The sequence below is a fragment of the Streptomyces bullii genome (assembly GCF_042657145.1).
GTDB classification, from domain to species: domain Bacteria; phylum Actinomycetota; class Actinomycetes; order Streptomycetales; family Streptomycetaceae; genus Streptomyces; species Streptomyces bullii.
This window is the reverse complement of sequence record NZ_JBHSNY010000001.1, coordinates 505,876-531,183: the sequence shown is the minus strand read 5'-3', so window position 1 is coordinate 531,183 and position 25,308 is coordinate 505,876. Positions and strand designations below refer to the sequence as shown.

The window sequence follows — 25,308 nt, the reverse complement described above, 5'->3', positions numbered from 1 at the left end:
GCGCCGGGTTTACCGGCCGGCTGCACGGGAGACGGACTACGCCTCCACCGAGTACGCCTCCACCGACCACAGCGAATACCCGTACGGCGTCGCCCGCCGCTCACCCTGCACGCGCACGTACCGCACGTCCCGCTCGTCCATCCGCACGGTCTCCCGCCCGCCCCGGCTGTCGCGCACCGCCGCCGCCGTGCGCCAGCGGCGGCCGTCCGCCGAGACCTGGATCCGGTACGCCGACGGGTACGCCTCCTGCCAGCGCAGGACGACCTCGCCCAGCCGCGCCGGCCGGGCGAGCTCCACCTGCCACCAGGCGCCGTCGTCGACGGGGGAGGACCAGCGGGTGTGCGGGTCGCCGTCGTTCGCCGCCGACGCCGGGAAGTCGGGGGTCTCGTCGCCCGAGGAGCTCGCCCGGCCGGCGCGCGCCAGGTCGGGGCCGCCGGTGCGCGCGACGGCCCGGACCGTCAGCGTCCGCGTGGTCCCCCCGAACCCGAGCCGTACCTCGAACGACCGCATCGGCGTGGTCCCCTCCGGCACGGTCACCTCGACCGGGACGTCCACCGTCGTGCCCCGGGGCACCGTCAGCGGGGCGCGCGGGACACGGACCCGTACGCCCTCGGGGGCCTCGACGGAGAGCCGGCCGCGGGCGTCGGAGGGCCGCTGCGAGCCGACCCGGGCCGTCAGGCGCTCGGTGCGGCCGATTTCCACGTCCGTGCGGTCGCGCGCCATGATCAGCGAGCCGGCGCGGGAGTCCGCGAACCAGGGGATGAGGTGCCGTACCCGGGTGGGGGCGGGGCCGGTGACGCGGACGGCGTCCACGCGCCGGGCCACGCGCAGTTCCGTGGCGCCCGCCCTGGTCAGCTCGCCGACACGCCGCCAGCCCTCTCCGACGGCGCGCACCTCGACGCTTCCTCCGGTGCCGGGTTCGGTGAGGACCGTCACGGCCGCCAGCGGGCGGGCCCGCGGGAAGCGGAGCGTGCGGGCGCCGGCCGCGTCGCCACGGGGCGCGGGCGGCTCGTGGTCGATGCCCGCCCACTGCTCGTACGCCTTCTGCGCCCGCCGCAGGAACGGGTCCAGCACGCCCTGGCCGACCGTCGCCGGGGCCTTCTCCAGCCGCGCCCGCAGCCGGCCCAGCGCCTGGTACGCCGTCCACGCCGCCGCCGTGTCGCCGGCGCTCTGGGCGCGCAGCATGTCGAGCGCCGTCGTCCCGGCCTCGCCGTACCGCGCCGACTGCTCGCTCCAGGGGGCGACTTCGGCGGCCAGGGCGGTGCCGGACAGGCGCCGGGGCAGTTCCCGCAGCACGGTGAACGCGGCACGCAGCCGCCGGGCGGCCTCGGTGTCGTCCGGCGCCCGGCCCGATGTGGGGGCCGTGGGGCTGCCGTCCGTGCTCGCCCGGTCCCGCCAGAACGCCTCGATCAGCGGCCGCAGGTACGCCGACTCCTCCTCGTTCAGGACCGACGAGGCGTCGTTGCCGGCGAGGGCCGCCAGCGCCTCCTCGCGTCGGGCGTCACCGGCCGCGAGGTCGGCGATCGCGGCGCGCCACGACTCCCAGGGCCGGTAGTCGCGCGGGTTCCAGGCGTAGTCGGCGGCGGTGAACAGCGGGATGCGGGACGCCTCCGCCTGCTCCATCGCGTTGGCGAGCAGGGCGGCCGAGCCGGCGGCGACGGCCGGTTCGCGGCCCTGGTAGGGGCCGAGGAAGATCCGGCCGGGGGCGTAGTCGTTGACGGGATAGTTGTCCATGGTGACCAGCGGGTGCCGGAACACCGCCCGCGCCTCGGCCAGTTCGCGTCCCGTGATGGTCCGGGGCACGACGCCGACACCGGTCCACGCCACCTCGACGTCCTCGCCCAGGGCGGCCGCCAGCGCCCGCCGGTACGCGGTGGTGCCGTCCTCGTAGTACTCGGTCGGCATCACCGACAGGGCGGCGGAACCGGGGTGCCGCTCCGCCAGGTGCCGGGCCACGGCGTCGGCCACCCGGGCCTGGGCCCGCGCCGCCGCCCCGGGACCGGAACCGAACCGGTCGGCGTCCGCCTCGCAGTGCCACTCGCTGTAGCTGACGTCCTGGAACTGGAGCTGGAAGGCGCGGAAGCCCAGCGCCCACATCGCGTCGAGCTTGCGCGTCAGTGCCCGCAGGTCGGCGTCCGACGCGAAGCACATCGCCTGGCCCGGCGCGACCGCCCAGCCGAGCGTGACGTGGTTGCGGCGCGCCCGCTCGGCCAGCTCCCGGAACTCGGCACGCCGCCCGGCCGGGTACGGCTCCCTCCAGCGGGCCTGCCGGTAGAGGTCGTCGCCGGGGGCGTACAGGTAACGGTTCTGCTTGGTGCGGCCCATGAAGTCCAGCTGGGCCAGACGCTGCCCGTGCGTCCACGGGGTGCCGTAGAAGCCCTCGGTGACGCCGCGCACGGCGGTACCGGGCCAGTCGCGCACGTCCACGGCCCGGATCGTCCCGTCCGGCCGCAGGAGCTGACGCAGCGTCTGGACGGCGTGGAACAGGCCCTCCCCGTCGGCTCCGGTGAGGGAGACGGCGCCCTGGCCGGCTGTCAGCCGGTATCCGCCGGCGGGCAGGGCGTGCCGGGGATCCCCGTGCGGGGCGTCCGTCCGGGCGCGTACGACCAGGGCGCCCGGCCGCGCGGAGGATGTGACGCGGCGCGCCCCGGCCTGCCGCAGCAGCTCGCGCAGGGCGTCGACGGCGTACGGGTCGGCCGTCGCGTCGGCGAGCAGCGCGACCTCGTCGGTGACCGCCACGGGGGCGCCGTTCGCACGCAGGGACTGCGGGCGCGGCCAGACGGAGGCGTCGGCCCCGGCCGTGTCGGTCGCCTCGGTGCGACTGCCGGCCGTGCCGGGGACGGGCGGGGCCGCCACCGCGGCGGGAGCGGTGCCCAGGGTTCCGGCGACGACGGCGAACGCGAGAGCTGCTGCCCTCTTCCCGCGCCGCGGCTGCACAGGCCCCCTCCTGATGGCTCGACGTCCGTGTCCGACTCGTTATCTTCAGGGATCGAGCCCACCATCTGCCCGGGGAACATGTCAACGACTGTGGCCGTTGTGACTGAATTGCCGGAATCCGGGGAGAGGAGATGGGGACGGATTGTGACCAGAACTACGTTGTCGGTCGTGGGGCGTCTGCCGTCGCGCCCGCTGGGTAGGGCTGCGATAGCCCACCGAAGCCCAACCCGACCAGGAGGCCCCCGTGGCTGTATCGGCCCACCTTCCGCTCCAGGCCCCGTCCAAACGCAGGGCGGACCTGTCCGCCCAGCCCGACACCCCTCACTTCTGCGTCTTCAGCGCCGAGGGCGCCTGCGTGGAGGCCCCGCTGACCAGTGAGCCGCCCCTGCCCGACGCCGAACCCCTCACCAGCGAGCCGCCGCTCTCCGACGCCGCGCCGCTCACCAGCGAGCCCTCGGCGGTGATCCCGGACTTCACGAGGCCCTGATGACCACGCCCCGGCCGGCCGAACCCCCCTCCGAGGACCTGACCCGTCTCGCCAGCCTGCACGGCGTCGCCACCTCCTACAGCCCGTCCCCGGACCGCACGGTCGCGGCCTCGGCCACCGCCGTCACCCTGACCCTGGCTGCCCTCGGCGTCGACGCGAGCACCCCGCAGGCCGTGCGTGCCGCGCTCGCCGCCCGCGAGCGGGAACTGGGTGAGCGGCTGCTGCCCCCGACCGTCGTCGGCTGGAGCGCAAGCACCCCGGCCGCGCTGGCCGCCCTGCCCGACGGCACCCGGCTGCGGATCGAGACCGAGCAGGGCGAGACACGCGCCTTTGCCGGACAACTCCCGCCCGGGGTCCACCGGTTGACCGCCACGGCCCCCGACGGCCGCAGCGCCCGCGCCCATCTGGTCGTCGCCCCGCCCCGGCTGCCCGCACCCGCCGGCCGCTCCTACGGACTCCTCGTCCAGCTCTACTCCCTCCTCTCCCGCCGCTCCTGGGGCATGGGCGACCTCGGTGACCTCGGGGAACTCGCCGCCTGGGCCGGGCGGGCACTCGGCGCCGGGTTCGTCCAGGTCAACCCGCTGCACGCGGCCGTACCCGGCGCCCCCACCGACCCCTCCCCCTACCGACCCTCCTCGCGCCGCTTCCCCGACCCGATCCACCTGCGCGTGGAGGAGATCCCGGAGTACGCCTACGCCGAGGACCGCGAGCGGCTGGACGCGCTGCTGGAGAGAGCCGGCCGGCTGCGCGAGGCCGTGCTGGACAAGGGCGCTCTGATCGACCGGGACGCGGTGTGGGAGCTCAAGCGGCAGGCGCTGGAACTGGTGCTCCAGGTGCCGCTGGGACCCGGCAGACGCGCCGCCTACTGCGACTTCCTCGCCGAGCACGGCCAGGCCCTGGAGGACCACGCCACCTGGTGCGCGCTCGCCGAGGTGCACGGGCCGGACTGGCACCGGTGGCCGACCGGCCTGCGCGACCCGCGCTCGGCGGACACCGCCCGCGCCCGCGCCGGCCTGATGGACCGGATCGACTTCTGGTCGCGGCTCGCCTGGCTCACCGACGCCCAGCTCACCGCCGCCCAGGGCGCGGCACGCGAGGCCGGGATGCCGGTCGGGATCGTGCACGACCTCGCGGTCGGGGTGCATCCCGCGGGCGCCGACGCCTGGGCGCAACAGCGGTACTTCGCCGCCGGGATGTCGGTGGGCGCACCACCGGACGCCTTCAACGCGCGCGGCCAGGACTGGGGGCTGCCGCCCTGGCGCCCCGACCGGCTCGCCGAGTCCGGCTACGCCCCCTTCCGCGACCTCCTGCGCGCCCTGTTCCGCTACGCCGGAGCCCTGCGCATCGACCACGTGATGGGCCTGTTCCGGCTGTGGTGGGTGCCGCAGGGCCATCCGCCGACGGAGGGCACCTACGTCCGTTACGACGCCGAGGCCATGCTCGCCGTCCTCGTCCTGGAGGCCTCCCGGGCCGGGGCGCTGGTCATCGGGGAGGACCTGGGCACGGTCGAACCGGGCGTGCGCGAGGCGCTGCGCGAGCGCGGGGTCCTCGGCACGTCGGTGCTGTGGTTCGAGCGGGACTGGGAGGGCGACGGGCAGCCCCTGCCCCCCGACCGCTGGCGCGCCGACTGCCTGGCCACCGCCACCACTCACGACCTGCCGCCCACCGCGGCCCGGCTCACCGGCGAACACGTCGACCTGCGCGACGGCCTGGGCCTGCTGACCCGCCCGCTGGAGGAGGAACGGGCCGAGGCCGCCGCGGACACGGCGCAGTGGCTGGCCGTGCTCACCCGGCTCGGCCTGCTCCAGGGCGCGGGCGGCACCGACGTCTCCTCCGAGGAGGCCGAGATCCAGGCCGTGCACCGCTTCCTGCTGCGCACCCCGGCCCGCATGATCGGCGTCTGGCTCCCGGACGGCGTCGGCGACCGCCGCCCGCAGAACCTGCCGGGCACGTGGGACCAGTACCCGAACTGGCGTCTGCCGGTCGCCGACGCGGAGGGCCGGCCGGTGACGCTGGAGGAGCTGGCGGCGTCGCCCAGGCTGCACGCGCTGGTGGAAGTGCTGCGCTCCGCTGGCGGGCGGCGCGGCACCGGCACGTCCGGCGCCTGATCAAGGGGCCCGGGCGGAACCTGAGGGCGAGGCCCGTTCCCGGCCGAAGCGGGGTTTGGGAGGGGCAGCCCCCAGTGGCCCCAGCGGTCTCGCCCACGACACCGGGCGCCCTGGGGCACCCCCGGGCGCGCACCCCCACCCGGCGTTGATACTTTTGGCACCGTGGACAAGAAGAACGCCCTGCGCGCCGGCGCCCTGGCCGCCGGTACGACGCTGATGATGCTGCTCATGTCGTCCCCCGCGCTCGCGCTGACCCGCGACGACGGCGACGACCCCGGCCCGGGCCTGAGCGTCATCGAGACGCTGGGTCTGTTCGTCGTGGCCCCGCTCGTGCTCTTCGCGGTCATCGCGGGCCTGGTGATGGTCGGGGACAGGTCGCACAAGAAGAAGGACGTGACCAGCTCCAACATCAGGACCGAGGCCGACGCCAAGGCCTGACCGGGGCCTGGCGGCCTGACGCGGGGCCCGCTGCGGGTCCGCACGGTTTTTCGAGGGCGCCGTCCGGGGCGTACGTACGCACACGGCCATGCGTACGGCCCGGACGGCGCCCTTGCCTGTTTTGGCGCCCTCGCGCTGCTCGCCTTCGACGCCTTCGCCTGTTCCGGCACTCAGGGAGGTGTTCCGGAGCTCGGGATGTGTTCCGGAGCCCCGAGGCGCAGCGCCGTGCTCACGGATGCGGCGCCGTCAGATAGCGCTGCACCGTCGGGGCCAGCCACGCCACGATCTCCTCGCGGGTCAGCGCGACGGCGGGCGGGAAGCGCAGGACGTACCGGGTGAGCGCCATCCCGAGCAGTTGCGTGGCGCTGAGCGCGGCCCGTGCCGGGGCCTGTTCGGGGTCCGGGCACACCTGCCGGGCGACCGGCATCAGCTGGTCCCGGAAGATGCCCTGCATGCGCTCGGCCCCGGCCTGGTTGGCGGCGCCGACCCGGAGCAGGGCCGTGAGCACCTCGTTCTCCTCCCACATGGCGAGGAAGTGCGTGACCGCGGTCCGGCCGACCTCGTCCCTGGGCACCGCGCTCAGGTCGGGCAGCTGCAGATCGACGGCGACGGCGGACGCGAACAGGCCCTCCTTGCTGCCGAAGTAGCGCATCACCATCGACGGGTCGATCCGGGCGTCCTTGGCGATGGCGCGGATGGTGGCCCGCTCGTAGCCGTCGGCCGCGAAACGCTCGCGGGCGGCGTGGAGGATGGCGGCACGGGTGGTGTCGGAGCGGCGCGCGGGAGCGCTGGCCCTGTCGGTTGACGGGGTGGCGGATGTGCTGAGGGGCGTGCTGTCGGGCATGCCGACGAGCGTAGGCCAACGAGCGTTGGCCAACAACTGTTGACGCAGCCCTCCCTCGCCTTTACGTTGGTCAACGAGTGGTGGCCAACGGGTGTTGGCAAACATTCGTTGGCAGGCGCGCGTCGGCCGAGGGTGGTCGGCCCACGGAGGTCGGCGAACGGCTGTAGGCCAACACATGCAGGCGAACAGCTGTTGTTGACCTCCCGGACGCCACCACCCGTTGGCACCGGTGGCACCGCCCGTTGACCACACCCGTTCGCCCAGCAGCGCAGATCCCCGTACGTTGGCCCCAGGGAGGCCCTGATGAACGGCACCGCCCGCTCCGTGATCGTCGTCGGCTCCGGCCCCACCGGTCTGCTCCTGGCCGGCGACCTCGCCACCGCCGGCGTCCCCGTCACCGTCGTCGAGAAGCGCCCGCACCAGGTCAGCAACCTCTCCCGCGCCTTCGTCCTGCACGCCCGCACCCTGGAGCAGCTGGACGCCCGGGGCCTGGCCGGGGAACTGGAGCGCGTGGGCCGGCGACTCGACCGGTTCCGCCTCTACGGCCGTCTCTCCCTCGACCTGTCCTCGCTCCCCTCCCGCTTCCCGCACATCCTCGTCCTGCCGCAGTACGAGGTGGAGAAGGTCCTGGAGCGGTGGGCGTCCGAGGCCGGGGCGGAGTTCCGGTACGAGAGCGAGGTGACCGGGCTGACGCAGGACGACGAGGGCGTGACCGTCGAGGTCCGCGGGCCCGGCGAGGGCGCGCGGTCGCTGCGCGCGGCGTACGTCGTCGGGGCCGACGGGATGCGCAGCACCGTGCGCGACGCGGTGGGGCTGCCGTTCCCCGGGCGCTCGGTGATCCGGTCCGTGATGCTCGCCGACGTCCGGGTGGCCGAGGAGCCCGGCGAGCTGCTCACCTTCAACGCCGTCGGCGACGCCTTCGCCTTCCTCGTGCCCTTCGGTGACGGCTACCACCGGGTGATCTGCTGGGACCGCCGGCGTGAGCTCCCCGACGACGCGCCCCTCGGGCTCGACGAGATCAAGGAGGCCACCCGGCGTGCCCTCGGCCGTGACTTCGGCATGCACGACCCGCGCTGGATGTCCCGGTTCCACAGCGACGAGCGGCAGGCCCCCGCCTACCGGTCGGGCCGGGTCTTCCTCGCCGGGGACGCCGCGCACGTCCACACCCCGGCCGGCGCCCAGGGAATGAACACCGGCCTGCAGGACGCGGCCAACCTCAGCTGGAAACTGGCCGCCGTCGTGCGGGGGCACGCGGGCGACGGCCTCCTCGACACCTACCAGGCCGAACGTCACCCCGTCGGCAGGACGGTGCTGCTCAGCAGCGGCGGCATCGTGCGCGCCGCCATGGCCAAGCGGCCCTGGACGATCGCCCTGCGCACCGCCGTCGCCACCCTCGTCGACACCGTCGGCCCGGCGCAGCGCAGGGCGCTCGGTCAGGTCACGGGCATCGGCTACCGGTACGCCAGGCCCCGGGGCTCCCACCGCTTCACCGGCCTGCGCGCCCCCGACGTCGCCCTGGCCGGCGGGGGCCGGCTGTACGAGTCCCTGCGCGGCGGCCGGTTCGTGCTGATCACCCCGGGCCCGGAGGGGATGGGCACGGGCGCCGAGCGCAAGGACCGGCTGGCCGTGGAACGCTGGGCGAGCGACCGTCGTACGAGCGTGCTGGTGCGGCCGGACGGGTACGTGGCGTGGGCGGCCGACGCGCCGGACGCGCGGGCGATCGAGACGGCGCTGGCCACGCACGTGGGCTGAGGCGGCGGGGCGCCTCGGCGCCGCCGGCTACCTCTCGGTGGCGAACAGCAACTCGCGCAGCAGGCCGGCCAGGTGGCCGGCCTGCTCGTCGTCCAGGGCCGACAGTGCCTCCGTCTGCGCGGCCAGGCCGGCGCCGACCGCCTCGTCGATCAGGTCCAGGCCCTTCCGGGTGAGCGTGACCTGCAGGCCGCGGCGGTCGTGGGGGTCGGGGGAGCGGCGCAGGAGCTGCGCGCGTTCCAGTTTGTCGAGGCGGCCGGTCATGCCGCCGGTGGTGAGCATCAGGGTGGCCGAGAGCTGGCGGGGCGAGAGCGTGTAGGGCTCGCCGGAGCGGCGCAGGGTCGCCAGGACGTCGAACTCGCCCCGCGAGATGCCGTACTTCGCGTACGCCCTGTCCATCCGGTCGCCCATCGCGCGTGAGAGCCGGTAGATGCGGCCGAAGACCTCCATCGCGGCGGTGTCCAGGTCGGGCCGGACCGCCGCCCACTGGTCGATGATCGCGTCGACGGGGTCCTTGCGCTGCTCGGGGCGTTCGCTCATGGCACGAGTATCCGCCGCGCCTCGGTCGCCTGCAAGAAAGTAGCTTGACGAAAAGTTGCTTAGTACTAAGCTACTTTCCATTGACCCCTTCGAAGGGTGCGACCCATGCCTCCCACGGCCGCGAACCGCGCCACACTCATCGCCGTCACCGCCCTCGCCCCGATCTCCTGGGGCACCACCTACGCCGTCACCACCGAGCTCCTCCCGGCCGACCGCCCGCTGTTCACCGGGCTCGTGCGCGCCCTGCCCGCCGGTCTGTTGCTCCTCGCCCTCGCCCGGGTGCTGCCGCGCGGCGCCTGGTGGGGCAAGGCGGCGGTCCTCGGCGCGCTGAACATCGGCGCCTTCTTCCCGCTGCTGTTCCTCTCCGCGTACCGGCTGCCCGGCGGCATGGCGGCGGTCGTCGGCTCGGTGGGGCCGCTGCTCGTGGCCGCACTGTCGGCGCTGCTGCTCGGACAGCGACCGACGGCCCGCACGCTGATCACCGGGGTCGTGGCGGCCTTCGGGGTCAGCCTCGTCGTCCTGAAGGCGGCCGGGGCGCTGGACACGCTCGGTGTGCTGGCGGCCCTCGCCTCCACCGCCTCCATGTCGACCGGCACGGTGCTGACCAAGAAGTGGGGGCGTCCCGAGGGGGTCGGCCCGCTGGCCCTCACGGGCTGGCAGCTGACCGCCGGCGGCCTGCTCATCGCCCCGCTCGCCTTCCTCGTCGAGGGGGCCCCGCCCGCGCTGGACGGCCGGGCGGTCGGCGGTTACCTCTACCTCGCCCTCGCCAACACGGCGGTGGCGTACTGGCTCTGGTTCCGCGGCATCGGGCGGCTCACCGCCACCCAGGTCACCTTCCTCGGCCCGCTGTCACCGCTGACGGCCGCGATCGTCGGCTGGGCCGCCCTCGGGCAGGCGCTGACCCCGGTGCAGGTCGCGGGCATGGTGCTGGCGTTCGGGGCGACGGTGGCGGGGCAGATCGCGCCGCGGCACGGGGGCGGAGAAGGGCCGCGCGGCGGGCAGACCCCCCGGGACGTCGCGGGACACGGCGGCCGGGCGCGGCGGTCGTCCGGGGCGATGGCGGGCCAGACCTCCTTACCCGCGCGATGACGCGTACGTACGCAGGGGCGCCCGGTTCCGGCACCGGGCGCCCCTCGTCGTCGTACGGTCGGTTACTCCGCGGAGGCCGCCGAGGCCGTCGCGTCCGCGCGCTGCGCCCGCAACGCGCGCTCCACGCCCGCCCGGGACTCCGACACGAGCCGCCGCAGGGCCGCGTTGGGCTCGGCGGAGGACAGCCAGGCGTCCGTCTTGTCCAGCGTCTCCTGGGAGACCTGGACGGCCGGGTACAGGCCGACCGCGATCTGCTGGGCCATCTCGTGCGAGCGGGACTCCCAGATGTCCTTGACCACCTCGAAGTACCGGTCCGTGTACGGCGCCAGCAGTTCGCGCTGGTCGGTCTGGACGAAGCCGGAGATCACCGCCTCCTGGACGGCGTTCGGGAGCTTGTCGGACTCGACGACCGACGCCCAGGCCTCCGCCTTGGCCTCCGGGGTCGGGCGCGCGGCCCGGGCGGTCGCCGCGTGACGCTCGCCCGCCGCCGTCCTGTCCCGCTCGTACTCGCCCGCGATCTCCGCCTCGTCGAAGCGGCCCACGGCCGCGAGCCGCTGCACGAACGCCCAGCGCAGCTCCGTGTCGACGGCCAGCCCCTCGATGGTCTGCGAACCGTCCAGCAGACCCTCCAGCAGGTCCAGCTGCTCCGGTGTGCGCGCCGTCGCCGCGAACGCCCGCGCCCACGCCAGCTGGTGGTCGCCGCCCGGCTCGGCGGACCGCAGATGGGCCAGCGTCGCCTCGGTCCAGCGGGCCAGCAGCGTCTCGCGCGCGGCCGGGTCGGCGTACAGGTCGATCGCCAGCTTCACCTGGCGGTGCAGCGACTGCACGACACCGATGTCGGACTCCTTGCCGATGCCGGACAGCACCAGGGAGAGGTAGTCGCGGGTGGCGAGCTCCGCGTCCCGGGTCATGTCCCAGGCCGACGCCCAGCACAGCGCGCGCGGCAGCGAGGCCTCGAAGTCCCCGAGGTGCTCGGTGACGACCTTCAGCGACGCCTCGTCCAGGCGGACCTTCGCGTACGACAGGTCGTCGTCGTTGAGCAGCACCACGGCCGGGCGGCGCTTGCCCACCAGCTGCGGTACGGCGGTCAGTTCGCCGTCGATGTCCAGCTCGACGCGCTCCTCGCGCACCAGCTTGCCGTTCGCGTCGTCCAGCTCGTAGAGGCCGACCGCGATGCGGTGCGGGCGCAGCGTCGGCTCCCCCTTGGCGCCGGCGGGCAGCGCCGGGGCCTCCTGCCGGATCGCGAAGGAGGTGACGACCCCGTCGGCGTCCGTCTCGATCTCCGGGCGCAGCACGTTGATGCCCGCCGTCTCCAGCCACTTCCTCGACCAGGTCTTCAGGTCGCGGCCGGAGGTCTCCTCCAGCGCGCCCAGCAGGTCGGACAGGCGCGTGTTGCCGTACGCGTGGCGCTTGAAGTACGCCTGCACGCCCCGGAAGAACTCGTCCTCACCGACGTAGGCGACGAGCTGCTTCAGCACGGAGGCGCCCTTGGCGTACGTGATGCCGTCGAAGTTGACGAGCACGTCGTCCAGGTCGCGGATGTCCGCCATGATCGGGTGCGTGGACGGCAGCTGGTCCTGCCGGTACGCCCACGTCTTCATGGAGTTGGCGAACGTCGTCCACGAGTGGGGCCACTTCGAGCCCGGCGCGGCGGCCTGGCAGGCGATCGAGGTGTACGTGGCGAACGACTCGTTCAGCCACAGGTCGTTCCACCACTCCATGGTGACCAGGTCGCCGAACCACATGTGGGCCAGCTCGTGCAGGATGGTCTCGGCGCGCACCTCGTACGCCGCGTCCGTCACCTTCGAGCGGAACACGTACTGGTCGCGGATGGTCACCGCGCCCGCGTTCTCCATCGCGCCCGCGTTGAACTCCGGCACGAACAACTGGTCGTACTTCTCGAAGGGGTACGCGTAGTCGAACTTCTCCTGGAACCACGCGAAGCCCTGCCGGGTCACCTCGAAGATCGCGTCGGAGTCGAGGTACTCGGCGAGCGACGGACGGCAGTAGATGCCCAGCGGCACGCTCTGCCCGTCCTTCTCGTACACGCTGTGCACCGAGTGGTACGGGCCGACGATCAGGGCCGTGATGTACGTCGAGATGCGCGGCGTCGGCTCGAAGACCCAGACGTTGTCCTGGGGCTCGGGGGTGGGCGAGTTGGAGACGACGGTCCAGCCCTCGGGCGCCTTCACGGTGAACTGGAAGGTGGCCTTGAGGTCCGGCTGCTCGAAGCTCGCGAACACCCGGCGGGCGTCCGGCACCTCGAACTGTGTGTAGAGGTAGGCCTGATTGTCGACCGGGTCGACGAACCGGTGCAGACCCTCGCCCGTGTTGGTGTACGCGCAGTCGGCGGTCACCCGGAGGATGTTGCGGCCCCGGAGCAGGCCGGGCAGGGCGATGCGGGAGTCCTTGAAGACCTCGGCGGGGTCGAGGGAGTCCCCGTTGAGGACCACCTCGTGGACGGTCGGGGCCACCAGGTCGATGAAGGACTCGGCACCGTTCTCGGCGGCGACGTCGAAGCGCACCGTGGTCACGGACCGGTAGGTGCCGCCCTCCTGCGCGCCGGAGAGGTCGAGATCGATCTCGTACGAGTCAACGGTGAGCAGCTTCGCCCGCTGCTGCGCCTCTTCGCGAGTCAGGTTTGTGCCAGGCACGCGGTCATCTCCTCGGTACACCTCGTATGTGTCGGTCTGGTCATCCTTCCATGCGCATCGCCTGATCCGGGCTGGTCCGCGTCCCACCCCGGGCAACGGGAGGGGAAACCCTCGGCCGGGTGACCGTCACCCGCCCTGTCGGTGTCTGTACGGCGACCGTGCCTGACGACGCGTGCGCCGCCGCCATGCCCGTGGTCGGCGCGTGCGCCGCTGCCGGGCCTGCCGGCGCGAGTGGTGCGGCTGTCCTCGCTGGCGCGTGTGCTGCTGCTGCGCCTGTCGGCTCGTGTGGTGCGGCTGTCCTCGGCGGCGGCGCGCCGCCGCCGTGCTTGCCGGCGCGCGTGCTGCTGCGGTGCCCACTGGCGCAAGGTGGTAGCGCTGTCTGCGTCGGCGCGCGTGCTGCCGGCGTGGGCGCAGGTGCCTGCGCCGCCGCTGTCCTCACTGACGCACTGCCGCCGTACTCACGGCGCGTCAGCCCGGGGAGCCGAACCACGAGAGCCTCGGCCGGCCCCGACGCTCCGCCGCCCGCGCCGAGCCGTCGAGCATGACGCTCTGCCGCCCGTGCTGGTCTGCCGCCCGCGCCGGTTAGCCGCCCGCGGCGCTCCACCGAGTGTGTCGCTCCACCCCCGCGACGCCCGGCGTCGGCGCGAGTCGGTGCTTCTCGCGTTGCCGGGGGCGGTCGTTCGGTCGGCGCGGGCAACGCGACGTCCGGAATCCGCCGGTCCATGCGAGCGGTGGGCGTGAGCCTGGGACGCATGACCGCATACATCGCACGACCCATCCCCGGTCCGGTCCTCGAAGAGCTCCGGACGGCCGACGACTCGGGCCGGCCGGTGGTGCCCGTCGTCGACGACGAGGTCGGCGCCCCGTTGCGCTGCTGTCTGCGCCGCAGTGAGCCCGGCGAGCGGATCGCGCTCGTCTCCTACGCGCCCCTGCGCCGCTGGGCGGCCGAGACGGGCGCCGACCCGGGCGCGTACGACGAGCAGGGCCCCGTCTTCGTCCACGCCGAGGAGTGCGCGGGTCCCGAGGGAGAGGAGCTGCCCTTCACCCACGCCCACCGCACGGTGCGCCGCTACTCCGCCGACGGGCGCATCATGGGCGGACGGCTGGTCGAGGACGCCGCCGGGTTCGAGGCGGCCTTCGACGAGGCCTTCGCCGGTCCCGCGGTCGCCCTCGTGCACGTCCGGGCGGTGGAGTACGGCTGCTTCCTGTACGAGGTGCGCAGGCCCTGACGGGCGCGGACTCAGCCGACCACCCCGACGTGCCATGCGCCGTCGGCCTCGATGCGCAGCACTCCGGGGACCCGTACCGGGGCCAGTACGTCGATGCGGCCGACCTCGTTGACGAGGAGGTCCTCGTCGTCCTCCGGGCGGTCGGGGCCGGGGGAGAGGACGTAGTGCCAGACGGCGAAGTTGCTCTCGCCCCGGTGCGCGAAGGACAGCACGGCCGCAGGACCCTCGTACACCAGCAGGTCGGGGCCCCGGCCGGGGAGGCCGTGCACCAGGCGCCGGGCGCGGGCGAGCGGCAGCACCCGCAGCGTCCAGGGCGTGTCGGCGCACACCAGCAGGGACAGCGGGCGGTCCGCCGGGACGGCGGCCACCGTACGGCCGTGCACCTCGTCCTCGTACGCGGACAGCAGGTCCCGGTCGCCGCGGCCGTGGGCGTCGCAGGAGTCGATGTGGACCGAGATGCTGTTCCGGCACTCGATCTCGACGACCACCCGGGCGCCGGGCGGCAGGTCAGGCGGGCAGGTGACACGCTGCCGGCCCGAACCGCGGTGCTCGAAGGGCGGGAACGAGGGGGCCTGCCCGACGGTGGACGGATGGGCCGCCGTCGGCCGGTGACCGGCCTCGACCACCGTGCCGCAGGGGTCCGTCGCCCGCCCGGCCGGTCCCGAGCGGTGGTGCCGGCCGTACGCGCGGAACGTCCAGCCGCCGTCCCCGCGGCGGAACTCGCCGATCACGCGGGCCGTCTCCCTGGCCCTGTCACCGAGCGTGAAGGACACCAGCGCCTGACCGGTCGGCAGATCGACCCGGACGTCCAGCGGCGGTAACTGCCCAAACGTTTCCGCAGCGACGGAGGCGGCGACCACCACGACCCGGCCCACACCGGGCTCGACGGCGGCGAGATCCAGCCACAGCCGGTCCGAGCCCGTGCCGCCCGCCTCCTGGTCCGTGCCGAGGTGGCGCACGGTCCCCGACGGATGCGCGGGCCGGTGGCGGAAGACGAGGTCGGCGCCCGAACGGACCCGGCCCGCCGTGTCGAGCAGCAGGGCGAAGACGTCCACGTCCGGGACTCCGGGCCCCTGGCGCCAGGCCACGGCCACCCGGAGGGGCGCTGAGGGCACGGGCAGGCCGCCGCCGTTCACCATCTGCGTCATGGCGAGATCTTCACACGGACGCCACAGGCCGCGGGCCGGATTCGTACAGTCCGGAAACAGTTCCATACGGTCCGGAAACAGTCGGAGAAACGTTCGGGGCGGTCACCTCGGCGAAGGTGACCGCCCCGACAGCCGACGTCCTACTGCGCGGCGAGCTCCGCCGCCACCAGCTCCGCGATCTGCACGGCGTTCAGGGCCGCGCCCTTGCGGAGGTTGTCGTTGGAGAGGAACAGCGCCAGGCCGTTGTCCACCGTCTCGTCCCGGCGGATGCGGCCGACGTACGAGGGGTCCTTGCCGGCCGCCTGGAGCGGGGTCGGGATGTCGGTGAGGACGACACCGGGCGCGTCGGACAGCAGTTCGGTCGCGCGCTCCGGGCTGATCGGGCGGGCGAAGCGGGCGTTGACCTGGAGGGAGTGACCGGAGAAGACCGGGACACGTACACAGGTGCCGGACACCTTCAGCTCCGGGATCTCCAGGATCTTGCGGGACTCGTTGCGCAGCTTCTGCTCCTCGTCGGTCTCGTTCAGACCGTCGTCGACGAGGTTGCCCGCGAAGGGCAGCACGTTGAAGGCGATGGGGCGCTTGTAGACGCCGGGCTCGGGGAAGTCGACGGCTTCGCCGTCGTGGGTGAGCTTGTCGGCGTCGGCGATCACCTTCTGCGTCTGGCCGTGCAGCTCGGCGACGCCCGCGAGGCCGGAGCCGGACACCGCCTGGTACGTGGCCACGACCAGGGCTTCGAGGCCGGCCTCCTCGTGCAGCGGCTTCAAGACCGGCATCGCGGCCATCGTGGTGCAGTTCGGGTTGGCGATGATGCCCTTGGGGCGGTTCGCGATCGCGTGCGGGTTCACCTCGGAGACGACCAGCGGGACCTCGGGGTCCTTGCGCCAGGCGGAGGAGTTGTCGATCACCACGGCGCCCTGCGAGGCGACCTTCTCGGCCAGCGCCCGGGAGGTGGCGCCGCCCGCCGAGAACAGCACGATGTCCAGGCCGGAATAGTCGGCGGTGGAGGCGTCCTCCACCGTCACGCCGTCCAGGACCGTCCCCGCCGAGCGCGCGGAGGCGAACAGGCGCAGCTCCTCGACCGGGAAGTTCCGCTCCGTGAGGATCCTGCGCATGACCGTGCCGACCTGTCCGGTGGCTCCGACGATTCCGACCCTCACGGCGACTCCCTCTCTGTCCTTGCTGTGTCTGTGCTGCTCGACCGAGGCTTTTCCATCATGCGGCCGACCACGGCCCGCCTGTCCAATTTTTTGGGCGGGGTGCCCGGGGAATGGGACGGCCCGCCCCGGCCGACGGTTGCGGACGTCCGGCGTCCGCTCCGCTGAGCTGCAGGAATTGCACCCACGCGGGGCTCCGCACCGCAAGCTCGCCTGCCCGGTGTGCAGCCCGCCACACGGCGGTGTGACGTACACCTCTGTTTCGGCCGGAGAGCCGTCCGAACGAATCGGCCCGTCGCGGCGTCGTAGGAGAAACACGGTGAGGGGGGTGGCTTGTGCTGCGGGGAAGGACCCGGCGCGGCGGCGGAGCGTACGCCGGGGCGGGCGACGATCCGCTGGACGCGGCCCAGGAACGCCGGGTGCGGGCGGTGCTCGCGCTGGGCGGGGTGCCGCAGGCGGACCTGCCGGACGGGGTACAGCAGGTCCGCCTGCGGCTGCTGGAGCGTGCCGCGCGCGGGCAGGAGGCGCCGCGGGACCTCTCGGCGTGGGCGGCGGTCGTCGCCTCCAACCTCGCCATGGACTGGCACCGGGCCAAACGCCGCCGGGACCGGCTCGGGGAGCGGCTGGCCTCCCTGCGGCAGCCCGAGCACGTCCCCTCCGGCGAGGACACCCGCCTGCTCTCCCTCGCCGTCGCCCAGGGCCTGGACGAGCTGCCCGACGCCCAGCGCCAGGTCGTCGTCCTGCGCTTCTACGCGGACCTGCCGGTGCGCTCCATCGCCGAGCAGCTGGGCGTCCCGGAGGGCACGGTCAAGAGCCGGCTGCACACGGCGGTACGGGCCCTGCGCGCCCGCCTGCACGAGGACGAGGTGGTGTGACGTGACCGCCCGCGAGGACGACCGGCGCGAGGCCGGGCCCGACGGTGACGCGCGCGAAGGTGCGACCTACGACGGTGCCGTGTACGGCGGCATGGACGCGCTGATGGCGGCGCTCACGGACGATCCCCTGCCGCCGGAAGCCCTGCGGGACCCGGACTTCCTCGCCGCCCGCCGCGCCGCCGCCGCGGATGTCGCCCTGCTGAGGAAGCAGTTGGGGCGGATCGGGGAGGCGCTGGCGGGCCGCGGCGAGATCGAGGCGGCGGCGGAGACGGCGACCGGTACCGGGGGAGAGACGGGCACCGGCGCCGTAGCCGGGGCGGGGAGCTCGCCCCCGCCGGGGCGAGACGAGGCCGCGCGGCCCCCGGCCGGGACGGGGCCCGCGCGGAAGACCGGCCCCGGGACGCCCTCCGCCACGCCGTTGAACAGCCGGCCCACGACGCCGTCAGCCGCGCCGCTGAACTCCCGGCCCACGCCGGACCCCGGCTCTGCGGCGGCCTCTGCCGCGCGGGTGGGGCCTGCGCCCGATGCGGGTGCCGAAGCCGGTGGCGGGGCGGCGCCCGTGTCGCCGGTGGGCCCGTCGCGGAGGCCGGACGGCCGGTCCGCGGACGCTACCGACGCGCCGGTGGGGTTCTCTGCGGGTGTCGAGTCCGGGGTGGGTTCGGATGCGCCGGTGGGGTTCTCTGCGGGTGTCGAGTCCGGGGTCGGCTCCCACGCGCCGGTGCGGTCGTCGACAGCGCCCGGTGCCGGGGCGGTGCCGTCGCTGTCCGGGCGGCGCAGGCGCCGGCCTGTCGGTGTCGTCCTCGGAGCGCTCGCCGCCGCCACGGCCGCCGCCGTGGTGGTCGGTATGGGCTGGCTCGTGGCCCAGGGCGGGGGCGTGGCCGGCACGACCTCGGCCGGTGACTCCTCCCAGGCCGGTGCCAAGGAGGCCGCCGGGCAGCTCTTCGGCAGTCCCCGTTACCTCGCCTGCGCCCGGGTCGTCGCCGAGGGCACCGTCGTCGCGGTGCGGCCGCTGCCCGGGGGCGAGCAGGACCGGGTGACCCTGCGGGTGACCCGGTCGTACCAGCCGCAGAAGGGTGCGGACGAGGTCACCTTCGTGCGGGAGGAGGGCGTCCACCCCCGGCTCCGCCGGGGTGACGAGGTCCTCGTCGGACTGCCGCGGCACGGATCCGTCCCGGACGCCCTGTTCCTCGGGGAGAAGGAGATCGCCCGCGAACGGGCCCTGCTCACCGCGTCCCTGCCCGAGTCCCGCACCCTCACCTGCTGAGGAACGGGGAAAGCAAGGGGCGGGCGCCGTACGGACGCCCGCCCCCAACGGTCCCGCCGGTGTTACGGCACGACCTTCTCGATCTTCACGCTGCCGACGCCCGCGACCGTGCCGCGCGCGTTGACCAGCTGGACCCGGCCGAAGAACTCACGGCCCTCGGGAGCGGCCGCCGTGGCGGTCACGCTGCCGGAGACCGTGGCCGACTCGCCCGTGCCGAGCTTCACCGGCGTGGCACCGTCGACGGTGACGCTGCCGAGCGTCGCCGCGAAGAACACGTCGCGATAGTTGTACGCCGTGGTGCCGGCCGGCACCGAGTAGCCGACGACCTCGACGGTGTAGGTACCGGCGGCCGGGGACCGGACGGAGACCGACTCCTCCGAGTCACCGTCCGCGGAGCTGCCGACCTCCTTGCCGGCGGCGTCGTACACGGCCAGGTCCAGGTCCGCCGCCGCGTCGGAGACACCGCCGATGACGACGTCCAGCGACTTGGCGCCCTCGGGCACCTCCACCGTGGTGGTCTGGGTCTCGCCCTGCTTGATGGACGGACGGGTCGTCTTCGCCGAGCCGAGCGGGCCGCCGACCAGCTTGCCGTCGAGGGCGGCGAAGGCGTTGGTGACCTTCCAGGAGGCGGTGGCCGGGGTGCCGACCTTCGCCTCGGGCACGGTCACGGTCTCCGGGTCGAAGGACGCGCCGAGGACGGCGACGTCCAGCTTGTACGGGTTGTCGAGCAGCGGCGACGTACGGCGCGACTCGACCTCGATCTCCCACACGCCCGGCTGCGGGCTCGCGTACGAACGCAGGTCGGGGCGGCAGGTGTTGGCGGGGTTGTTGTAGTTCGGGTAGCAGTTGATCGTCGACGTCGGGTCGGCCGGGACGCCGTACGGGTGGATGGCGATGAACCGGGTCTGGCTCTTGTCCTGCAGCCCGCTCAGCGCGACCTCCAGCGTCTTCGTGCCCTCGGGCACGGTGACGAAGTACGAGGTGGAGCTGTTGCGCTGCTGCGTGCCGGACGCCGAGAAGGTGTACTTCAGCGGCGCGGAGACGACCACGGTGTTGAGGATCTGCTTGTCGATGCCCTCGGTGCGCGGGTCGTCGACCTCCAGGATCGCGCTCTTGATGCCGGCGGACGGCGCCTTGGCGGCGATCTTCACGGTGACCGGCTTGTTCAGCGGCAGCGAGACCTCGTCGGAGCTCGCGATGCGGAAGGTGCCGCCGGCGTTGTTCTCCAGGTGCAGCTCGTGGCGCAGCGCCTTGTCCGGGCCGGAGGTGCGCGTGATGGTGACCTCGTAGGTCTTCTTCACACCGGCCTTCAGGCCGCCCTCACGGTCGTAGATGCCGGTGCCGTAGCCCGGGGTCTTCAGGAACTGGTCGATCGCGGTGTCGACCGGCGCCTTGACCGTGTAGCCGTGGGCGTCGGCGCCGTCCTTGATCGCGTCCCAGGCGTCCTCGATGTTGATGAGGCCCGCACCCTCCTCGTACGCCTGCACACCCTTGATGTGGTCGGCGGTCGAGGTCAGCGCCGTGCGCAGCTTCGCGGGCGGCAGGGCGATGCCCTTCTGCTTGGCGGCGGACAGCAGCAGCGCCGAGGCGCCCGCGGCCTGCGGGGAGGCCATCGAGGTGCCCTGGAGCATGCCGTAGCCGGCCGGCAGGGAGTAGCCCGCCTCGGCGACCGGGGCGCCCGGCAGCCAGGTCTGGATGGTGTTGATCGCGGCACCCGGCGCGACCAGCGTCGGCGTGAAGCCGCCGTCCTCACGCGGACCGCGCGAGGAGAACGGCATCAGCGCGTACTTCTTCTCCACGACGGAGCCGTAGTTGGCGGCCCAGGTCTCCTTGGAGACGGACGCGCCGACCGAGATGACCTTGTCGGCCAGGGACGGGTCGCCGATGGTGTTGGCGCCGGGGCCGGAGTTGCCCGCGGAGATCACCAGCTGCACGCCGTACTCGTCGATGAGGCGCGTGTACAGCTCGGCGCGCGCGTTGTTGCCGTCGTTCAGCGCCGGCAGGCCGCCGATGGACATGTTGACGATGTCGACGCCGCGCTTGGTGACGAGGTCGATCATGCCCTCGGTGAGCGCGACGTTGGTGCAACCGCCGGACCAGGTGCAGGCCCGGGAGGAGACGATCTTCGCGCCCGGGGCGGCGCCGTCCATCTTGCCGCCGAACAGGCCGTTGGCGGCGGTGATGCCGGCGACGTGCGTGCCGTGCTCGGACTCGATGACGCCGATGTTGACGAAGTCGGCCTTGGCGCCGGCCGCGTTGTAGACGACGTCCTTGCGGATCTCGACGACGAACGGCTGACGCTCGGCGACGTCGGTGGCGGGGTTGTCGGTGCCGAAGTACCCGACCTGGAAGCCGTCCTTGTACGGCTTCATCGGGGTGTCGTCACCGAAGTCGTGGTTGTCGTTGAGGTCGACGCGGACCGTGCCGGCCGCCGCGTCGTACAGGACGCCCCAGTCGTCGGTGGTGTCGCCGTCCCGGTTGGCGTCGCCCGCGGCGTCGCCGCCGGTGGTGTACGACTCCTTGAAGACGCTGACCCGGTAGGAGCCGGCCGGCGCCGTCCAGGTCTGGCCGCTGTGCGTGAACGTCGGCCCGGACACCGAGTCCAGCATCGGGCGCCAGGTGCGGTCGCCGTCGACCAGCGGGTCGGTCGCCGTCACCCAGTCGACGATCTTCCGCTCGCCGGTCGTGGTCTTCTGCAGCGCCGGGTGGCCCAGGTCCACGCCGGAGTCGAGGATGCCGATGGTGATGCCGCGGCCGTCCGCCCTCGGGTGGTCCTCGACGAAGTCGACGGCGCCCGTCTCGAAGGACGGGTTGTACGGGTTCTCGGCGGGCGTGTTCTTCCCCGGCGCCGGGTAGCCGGTGCTGCCGGTGGCGCCGGCGCCCTTGGCGGTGTCCGCGCTCGGTGCCGGGTCGTCCAGCGGGATCTCCTCGCGCAGGTCGATGCCGTGCACGGAGGAGAGCTTGGTGGCGGCGGCGATGGCCGCGTCCGCCTTGGCGGTGGGGACGGTGGCGCGGACGTATCCGAGCTGGTCGTAGGTCCGGCCCACCGAGCCGCCCTTGACCGCGTCCAGCTGCTCGGCGACCTGCTCGGTCTTCCCGGGCGCGGTCGCGATCATCATCGTGACGTTCTTCTCGCCCTCGGCCTTCGCCTCGGCGAGCAGGTCCGCGTCGTCCGAACCGAGTTTGTCGTGCGCGGACTTGACGTCCCCGTCGGCCGGGGCGGCGGCCGGGGCGTCGGCGGCGAAGGCCATCGGTATCGGCCCGGCCGCACTGAGCGCGGCGACGAGACCCGCGGCCACGGCGATGCGCGCCACGCGTCTCGCGCCCGGTATCGGGTCGCGCTGGGGGGTGAGGGTCATCGGCATCCCTTGTTGGTAAAGGAACGAGCGGTGAGCGACCGGGGCCGATCGGTCCTGGCCGCAACGGTCCGGGACGTGGCCCCGGACGATCGCTCAGCTTTACGCAAGGGGCGATTGTTTGGGGAGAGTTGGCCGAATCGAAATGGATGTATGGGGAAAACCCCCTATGCCCTTGGGGGAGATGAGCCCCGAAGCGGGCAAGTCGCCCACGGCTGCCGTAGCCGGGTAAAGCGCCGTCCTCGCCGTCAGGCGTCCTTGGTGCGCGCGTAGTGCCGGGACGCCTTGGCGCGGTTGCCGCAGGCCGCCATGGAGCACCAGCGGCGGGTGCCGTTGCGCGAGGTGTCGAAGAAGTGCAGGACGCACGCCTCGTGGGCGCAGGCGCGGATCCGGTCGGGCGCGGTGCTCAGCAGGTCCAGGTAGTCGCGGGCGGCGAGCCAGGCCGGCCCCCAGGAGTCGTCGTCGAACTCGGCCTCCTCGCCCGGCCCGTCGGCGGTGAGGGTGGCGCGGATGCGCCCGTGCGCGAGCACGGCGTCCACGGGCCCGGCGCCCTCCTCCAGGGACCCGTCCACGGCCCTGCGCAGGGCGTCCCGCGCCTGCAGGACGTGGCGCAGGGTCGTCGCGTCGGCGGTGAAGCGGCCGTCGAGCCCGTTGGTGCGCAGCCAGACCGCCAGCCCGTCGGTGTCCGTGAGCAGGTCCTGTGCGGCGCCCTCCCTCATCCACCGCGTGTTGAGCAGGTCGAGGGCGAGGGGTTCACCGGTGAGCGGACGCGGGTCCTGCGGGGCGGGCATGCGGACTCCCTTCGGGGCTAACCACTCAAGGGTACGTGACCGGTTGACTCGCCAGGGACCTAACCTCTAACGTGCATGACACCGGTTAGATTCGCAGACCTCCACATCCACCGACCGACCCTCCAGGAGCAGTCATGACCCTGCGCACCGGCCACATCGGCCTCAACGTCACCGACCTCGACCGCTCGCTCGCCTTCTACCGGGACGTGCTGGGCTTCGCGCTGATCGGCGAGGGCAAGGAGGAGGACAGGCGGTACGCGTTCCTCGGCGACGGCGATCACCTGCTGCTCACGCTCTGGCAGCAGGCGGGTGAGCCGTACGCCGCCGACCGCGCCGGGCTGCACCACCTCGCCTTCGCGGCGGACTCGCTGGACCGGGTCCGGGAGTACGAGACGGCCCTGCGTGCCTACGGCGTCGACTTCGCGTACGACGGTGTGGTCGCCCACCACGAGGGCGCGGCCTCCGGCGGCATCTTCTTCCACGACCCCGACGGCACCCGCCTGGAGATCTCGGTGCACAGCGGCGCGCAGGGGGCGCCGGCGCCCAGCCAGTCCGCTCCGACCTGCGGCTTCTTCTAATCGTGGGCGTCTACCACAGGGGCTCGCGCGCGGTGCAGGACCGGGTCGGCGTCCGCGCGGCCGCCGACCACGTCGGCCGCTCCATCGGCCAGGGCATCAAACCCGTGGCCGCGGCCTTCCTGGAACTCCAGCCCCTGCTGGTGGTCGGCGCCGCCGACCCGGCGACGGGCCGGGTGTGGGCCTCCGCGCTCACCGGCACACCCGGCTTCGTACGGGCCACGGGACCCCGGCAGATGTCGGTGACCGGCGGGACGCGGCCCACCGACCCGCTCGCCGCAGCCCTCACCACGCCGGGCACCTCCGTCGGCACGATCGCCCTGGACCCGCGCACCCGCCGCCGTATGCGCCTCAACGGCCGGCTCCGCCGCACGGCCCGGGGCTTCGCCGTCGAGGCGGACCAGGTGTTCTCCAACTGTCCCAAGTACCTCCAGAGGAGACACTCGTACGAGACCGTCGAGCGGACCCCCGGGCAGCCCGGCCGCGGCGGCGAACTGTCGGCGGCCCAGGCCGCGTTCGTCCGGGCCGCCGACACCTTCTTCGTCGCCTCCGTGCACGACGGCGGCGCCGACGCCAGCCACCGCGGCGGCAACCCCGGCTTCGTCCGCGTCGACTCCCCGCGTGAGCTGAGCTGGCGTGACTACGCGGGGAACGCCATGTTTCTCACCCTGGGCAACCTGGCGGCGGACCCGCGCGCGGGCCTGCTGTTCCTGGACTGGGCGACGGGCACGGCCCTTCAGCTCACCGGTGAGGCGCGCACGGAGTTCGGGGCGGACGGGGAGCGCCGGGTCCGCTTCACCGTCGAAGAGGTCGTCGAGACCCCGTCCGCCGTACCGCTGCGCTGGTCCCCGCCGGAGTTCTCGCCCGCCAACCCGGACCCGCCGGGCTGACGCACGGCTCACCTGCTGCCGCAGTACTCCGCCTCGATGACCGCCGCCGTGTCTCCGGACCAGTCGCCGTTGAAGTTGAAGGCCAGCGAGTGGCGGCCGTCCCGGGTCGTGACCGCGTCGGATATGGAGCCGTGGATGCCGCCGCCGTGGCCCCAGACGTTCACGCCGCAGCTGAGCCTGGTCCTTTGCAGGCCGAGACCGTAGGCGTTGTCCTTGTCCAGGGGCACCGTGTCCGTCATCTCGGCCAGCTGCTTGGCGGGCAGCAGACGGCCGCGGAACAGGGCCGTGTAGAACCGGTTGAGGTCGGACGAGTTGGAGATCATCTCGCCGGCCGCGTAGGCGAGCGACGGGTTGAGTCTCGTGACGTCGTACGTCGGGCCCGTCGTCGTCTCCGACAGCTTGGAGTAGGCGCGGCTGCTGGGCCGCGGGACGGTGACCCGCGTGCCCGGGACCGAGGTCGCGTCCAGGTCCAGCGGGGCGATGACGCGGCGGCGCACTTCCTCTCCGTACGGCCGGCCGGTGGCCTTCTCGATCACCAGACCGGCCAGGACGTAGTTGGTGTTGGAGTAGTTCCAGGACGTGCCCGGCTCGAAGTCCGGCTTGTGGGACATGGCGATCCCGACCAGGTCCTCGGGCGACAGCGTGTCGTAGCGGTGCTCGAAGAAGCCGTCCTTGAGGAAGTACCTGCGGCCGAAGTCCTCGTCCGCCGTGTAGTTGGAGATGCCGCTCGTGTGGTTCAGCAACTGGCGGAGGGTGATCCGGCTGCCGTCGTGGCCGTTGCCGCGCACCACTCCCGGCAGCCACTTCTCCACCGTGTCGTCCAGCGAGAGGCGCCCCTCGGCCTCCAGTTGCAGCAGCACGGTGGCCACGAACGTCTTGGTGATGCTGCCGACGCGGTAGCGGTCCCGCGCCGAACGCGGCTCGCCCGTCCTGACGTCGCCGACGCCCTCGGTGGCCGACCAGGTGCCCCGCGCGTCGCGGGCGGTCGCCGTGACGCCGGGCACACCGTCCTCGACGGCGGCCTTCATCGCCTGCCGGGTCGCCTCGTGGCCGCCCTGTCCGGCGGCGGGTCCGGCCGCGCCGGCCGGACCCGCCAGCGCGGCCGACAGCGCGACGGCCGTCACCGCCACCAGCGCTCTTCGCACCCGTACGGTCATGTCGTCCTCCCCCTGCTCCG

19 protein-coding genes are annotated in these 25,308 nt (G+C 73.6%); 10 read left to right on the top strand and 9 right to left on the bottom strand.

What is annotated here, in order from left to right:
• Positions 1–36: 36 nt before the first annotated feature.
• On the bottom strand, positions 37–2,937 hold the full coding sequence (locus ACFPZJ_RS02425) for a beta-N-acetylglucosaminidase domain-containing protein (protein WP_381016445.1): 2,901 nt from the start codon (positions 2,935–2,937) through the stop codon (positions 37–39).
• A gap of 244 nt (positions 2,938–3,181) precedes the next feature.
• On the opposite strand from ACFPZJ_RS02425, the gene ACFPZJ_RS02420 reads away from it, so the two are divergent.
• The 3 genes from ACFPZJ_RS02420 to ACFPZJ_RS02410 all read left to right on the top strand — a co-directional run bounded on the left by ACFPZJ_RS02420 (position 3,182) and on the right by ACFPZJ_RS02410 (position 5,970).
• The gene (locus ACFPZJ_RS02420; RefSeq protein ID WP_381016442.1) at positions 3,182–3,424 is read left to right on the top strand and encodes a hypothetical protein; all 243 of its coding nucleotides are present in this window, start codon (positions 3,182–3,184) and stop codon (positions 3,422–3,424) included.
• Positions 3,424–5,532 (top strand): 4-alpha-glucanotransferase, encoded by a 2,109-nt coding sequence (gene malQ / locus ACFPZJ_RS02415; RefSeq protein ID WP_381016439.1) that lies wholly within the window; start codon positions 3,424–3,426, stop codon positions 5,530–5,532. The genes ACFPZJ_RS02420 and malQ overlap by 1 nt, the downstream gene beginning before the upstream one ends.
• Before the next feature lie 162 nt (positions 5,533–5,694).
• Entirely contained in the window at positions 5,695–5,970 is a 276-nt protein-coding gene (locus ACFPZJ_RS02410) for a hypothetical protein (protein ID WP_381016437.1), read from the top strand.
• A 229-nt stretch (positions 5,971–6,199) separates the two neighbouring features.
• On the opposite strand, the gene ACFPZJ_RS02405 is transcribed toward ACFPZJ_RS02410, so the two are convergent.
• Positions 6,200–6,814, bottom strand: coding sequence for a TetR/AcrR family transcriptional regulator (locus tag ACFPZJ_RS02405; protein ID WP_381016434.1), 615 nt, complete (start codon positions 6,812–6,814; stop codon positions 6,200–6,202).
• A 303-nt stretch (positions 6,815–7,117) separates the two neighbouring features.
• Between ACFPZJ_RS02405 and ACFPZJ_RS02400 the strand changes: the two genes are divergently transcribed.
• Complete coding sequence (locus ACFPZJ_RS02400) at positions 7,118–8,566, top strand: FAD-dependent monooxygenase (protein WP_381016431.1); 1,449 nt, start codon at positions 7,118–7,120, stop codon at positions 8,564–8,566.
• Positions 8,567–8,593: 27 nt separating this feature from the next.
• Here ACFPZJ_RS02400 and ACFPZJ_RS02395 read toward each other — a convergent pair whose 3' ends face one another.
• Positions 8,594–9,103 carry a MarR family winged helix-turn-helix transcriptional regulator gene (locus ACFPZJ_RS02395; protein ID WP_381016428.1) on the bottom strand — a complete coding sequence of 170 codons (510 nt, stop codon included), beginning with the start codon at positions 9,101–9,103 and terminating at the stop codon, positions 8,594–8,596.
• A gap of 105 nt (positions 9,104–9,208) precedes the next feature.
• Here ACFPZJ_RS02395 and ACFPZJ_RS02390 point away from each other — a divergent pair, with 105 nt between their 5' ends.
• On the top strand, positions 9,209–10,192 hold the full coding sequence (locus tag ACFPZJ_RS02390) for an EamA family transporter (protein ID WP_381016425.1): 984 nt from the start codon (positions 9,209–9,211) through the stop codon (positions 10,190–10,192).
• A 62-nt stretch (positions 10,193–10,254) separates the two neighbouring features.
• Here the strand turns inward: ACFPZJ_RS02390 and pepN are convergent, their stop codons facing one another.
• Positions 10,255–12,846 carry an aminopeptidase N gene (pepN, locus tag ACFPZJ_RS02385; protein ID WP_381016422.1) on the bottom strand — a complete coding sequence of 864 codons (2,592 nt, stop codon included), beginning with the start codon at positions 12,844–12,846 and terminating at the stop codon, positions 10,255–10,257.
• A 752-nt stretch (positions 12,847–13,598) separates the two neighbouring features.
• Between pepN and ACFPZJ_RS02380 the strand changes: the two genes are divergently transcribed.
• Positions 13,599–14,075, top strand: coding sequence for a DUF1203 domain-containing protein (locus ACFPZJ_RS02380; protein WP_381016419.1), 477 nt, complete (start codon positions 13,599–13,601; stop codon positions 14,073–14,075).
• Positions 14,076–14,086: 11 nt separating this feature from the next.
• Here the strand turns inward: ACFPZJ_RS02380 and ACFPZJ_RS02375 are convergent, their stop codons facing one another.
• Positions 14,087–15,223, bottom strand: a complete 1,137-nt coding sequence (locus ACFPZJ_RS02375) for a TerD family protein (RefSeq protein WP_381016416.1) — start codon at positions 15,221–15,223, stop codon at positions 14,087–14,089.
• Between the two features lie 140 nt (positions 15,224–15,363).
• Positions 15,364–16,383, bottom strand: coding sequence for an aspartate-semialdehyde dehydrogenase (locus ACFPZJ_RS02370; protein ID WP_381016414.1), 1,020 nt, complete (start codon positions 16,381–16,383; stop codon positions 15,364–15,366).
• 332 nt (positions 16,384–16,715) lie between these two features.
• On the opposite strand from ACFPZJ_RS02370, the gene ACFPZJ_RS02365 reads away from it, so the two are divergent.
• Together ACFPZJ_RS02365 and ACFPZJ_RS02360 are read left to right on the top strand one after the other, a co-directional pair.
• Positions 16,716–17,255 (top strand): sigma-70 family RNA polymerase sigma factor, encoded by a 540-nt coding sequence (locus ACFPZJ_RS02365; protein ID WP_381016411.1) that lies wholly within the window; start codon positions 16,716–16,718, stop codon positions 17,253–17,255.
• Between the two features lies 1 nt (position 17,256).
• The gene (locus ACFPZJ_RS02360) at positions 17,257–18,519 is read left to right on the top strand and encodes a hypothetical protein (RefSeq protein ID WP_381016410.1); all 1,263 of its coding nucleotides are present in this window, start codon (positions 17,257–17,259) and stop codon (positions 18,517–18,519) included.
• Positions 18,520–18,581: 62 nt separating this feature from the next.
• On the opposite strand, the gene ACFPZJ_RS02355 is transcribed toward ACFPZJ_RS02360, so the two are convergent.
• The gene (locus tag ACFPZJ_RS02355; protein WP_381016408.1) at positions 18,582–21,878 is read right to left on the bottom strand and encodes a S8 family serine peptidase; all 3,297 of its coding nucleotides are present in this window, start codon (positions 21,876–21,878) and stop codon (positions 18,582–18,584) included.
• 245 nt (positions 21,879–22,123) lie between these two features.
• Positions 22,124–22,666, bottom strand: a complete 543-nt coding sequence (locus ACFPZJ_RS02350; protein WP_381016405.1) for a CGNR zinc finger domain-containing protein — start codon at positions 22,664–22,666, stop codon at positions 22,124–22,126.
• A gap of 134 nt (positions 22,667–22,800) precedes the next feature.
• On the opposite strand from ACFPZJ_RS02350, the gene ACFPZJ_RS02345 reads away from it, so the two are divergent.
• Both ACFPZJ_RS02345 and ACFPZJ_RS02340 read left to right on the top strand, forming a co-directional pair.
• Positions 22,801–23,244, top strand: coding sequence for a VOC family protein (locus tag ACFPZJ_RS02345; RefSeq protein ID WP_381016404.1), 444 nt, complete (start codon positions 22,801–22,803; stop codon positions 23,242–23,244).
• A 2-nt stretch (positions 23,245–23,246) separates the two neighbouring features.
• Entirely contained in the window at positions 23,247–24,131 is an 885-nt protein-coding gene (locus ACFPZJ_RS02340) for a pyridoxamine 5'-phosphate oxidase family protein (protein WP_381016402.1), read from the top strand.
• Positions 24,132–24,139: 8 nt separating this feature from the next.
• On the opposite strand, the gene ACFPZJ_RS02335 is transcribed toward ACFPZJ_RS02340, so the two are convergent.
• Positions 24,140–25,288, bottom strand: coding sequence for a serine hydrolase domain-containing protein (locus tag ACFPZJ_RS02335; protein ID WP_381016399.1), 1,149 nt, complete (start codon positions 25,286–25,288; stop codon positions 24,140–24,142).
• Positions 25,289–25,308: the final 20 nt, after the last annotated feature.

What these genes read in the sequence shown, in the direction of transcription:
- malQ (WP_381016439.1), top strand. Translation starts at nt 3,424, where the DNA reads ATGACCACGCCCCGGCCGGCCGAACCCCCCTCCGAGGACCTGACCCGT.
- ACFPZJ_RS02405 (WP_381016434.1), bottom strand. Translation starts at nt 6,814, where the DNA reads ATGCCCGACAGCACGCCCCTCAGCACATCCGCCACCCCGTCAACCGAC.
- ACFPZJ_RS02400 (WP_381016431.1), top strand. Translation starts at nt 7,118, where the DNA reads ATGAACGGCACCGCCCGCTCCGTGATCGTCGTCGGCTCCGGCCCCACC.
- ACFPZJ_RS02395 (WP_381016428.1), bottom strand. Translation starts at nt 9,103, where the DNA reads ATGAGCGAACGCCCCGAGCAGCGCAAGGACCCCGTCGACGCGATCATC.
- ACFPZJ_RS02390 (WP_381016425.1), top strand. Translation starts at nt 9,209, where the DNA reads ATGCCTCCCACGGCCGCGAACCGCGCCACACTCATCGCCGTCACCGCC.
- ACFPZJ_RS02380 (WP_381016419.1), top strand. Translation starts at nt 13,599, where the DNA reads ATGACCGCATACATCGCACGACCCATCCCCGGTCCGGTCCTCGAAGAG.
- ACFPZJ_RS02375 (WP_381016416.1), bottom strand. Translation starts at nt 15,223, where the DNA reads ATGACGCAGATGGTGAACGGCGGCGGCCTGCCCGTGCCCTCAGCGCCC.
- ACFPZJ_RS02355 (WP_381016408.1), bottom strand. Translation starts at nt 21,878, where the DNA reads ATGACCCTCACCCCCCAGCGCGACCCGATACCGGGCGCGAGACGCGTG.
- ACFPZJ_RS02350 (WP_381016405.1), bottom strand. Translation starts at nt 22,666, where the DNA reads ATGCCCGCCCCGCAGGACCCGCGTCCGCTCACCGGTGAACCCCTCGCC.
- ACFPZJ_RS02345 (WP_381016404.1), top strand. Translation starts at nt 22,801, where the DNA reads ATGACCCTGCGCACCGGCCACATCGGCCTCAACGTCACCGACCTCGAC.
- ACFPZJ_RS02335 (WP_381016399.1), bottom strand. Translation starts at nt 25,288, where the DNA reads ATGACCGTACGGGTGCGAAGAGCGCTGGTGGCGGTGACGGCCGTCGCG.